Raw genomic sequence first — 458 nt, 5'->3', positions numbered from 1 at the left:
GGGACACACAACCTCGAAAATTTATGACATGGCCACGGAGGCTCTAATGCTCAGTATCTTCAAACCTGCGCCGCATCAGGCGCGCGTGTCAGAGGCAGAAGTCGACCCGCTGTACCGTCGCCTGCGTTGGCAGATTTTTCTCGGTATCTTCTTCGGTTACGCCGCTTACTATCTGGTGCGTAAGAACTTTGCGCTGGCGATGCCGTATCTGGTTGAACAAGGATTTTCACGCGGTGATTTAGGTTTCGCGCTGTCGGGCATTTCGATTGCCTATGGATTTGCTAAATTCATTATGGGATCCGTTTCGGATCGCTCGAATCCGCGTGTCTTCTTACCCGCGGGTTTGATTCTGGCGTCCGCGGTGATGTTATTTATGGGCTTTGTGCCGTGGGCAACGTCGAGTATCGCCATCATGTTTGTCCTGCTGTTCCTGTGCGGTTGGTTCCAGGGAATGGGGT

General features: G+C 52.8%; 1 protein-coding gene. It reads left to right on the top strand.

The features are described from left to right. Window positions 1-46 precede the first annotated feature (46 nt). Window positions 47-458 (top strand): MFS transporter (locus tag EN780_RS37685; protein WP_128276662.1); only part of this gene is annotated, 412 nt, incomplete at its 3' end.

It is taken from the genome of Mesorhizobium sp. M4B.F.Ca.ET.089.01.1.1 (assembly GCF_004022605.1).
GTDB classification, from domain to species: domain Bacteria; phylum Pseudomonadota; class Alphaproteobacteria; order Rhizobiales; family Rhizobiaceae; genus Mesorhizobium; species Mesorhizobium abyssinicae.
The sequence above is the reverse complement of the archived record's forward strand: the minus strand, read 5'-3'. Positions and strand labels throughout refer to the sequence as shown.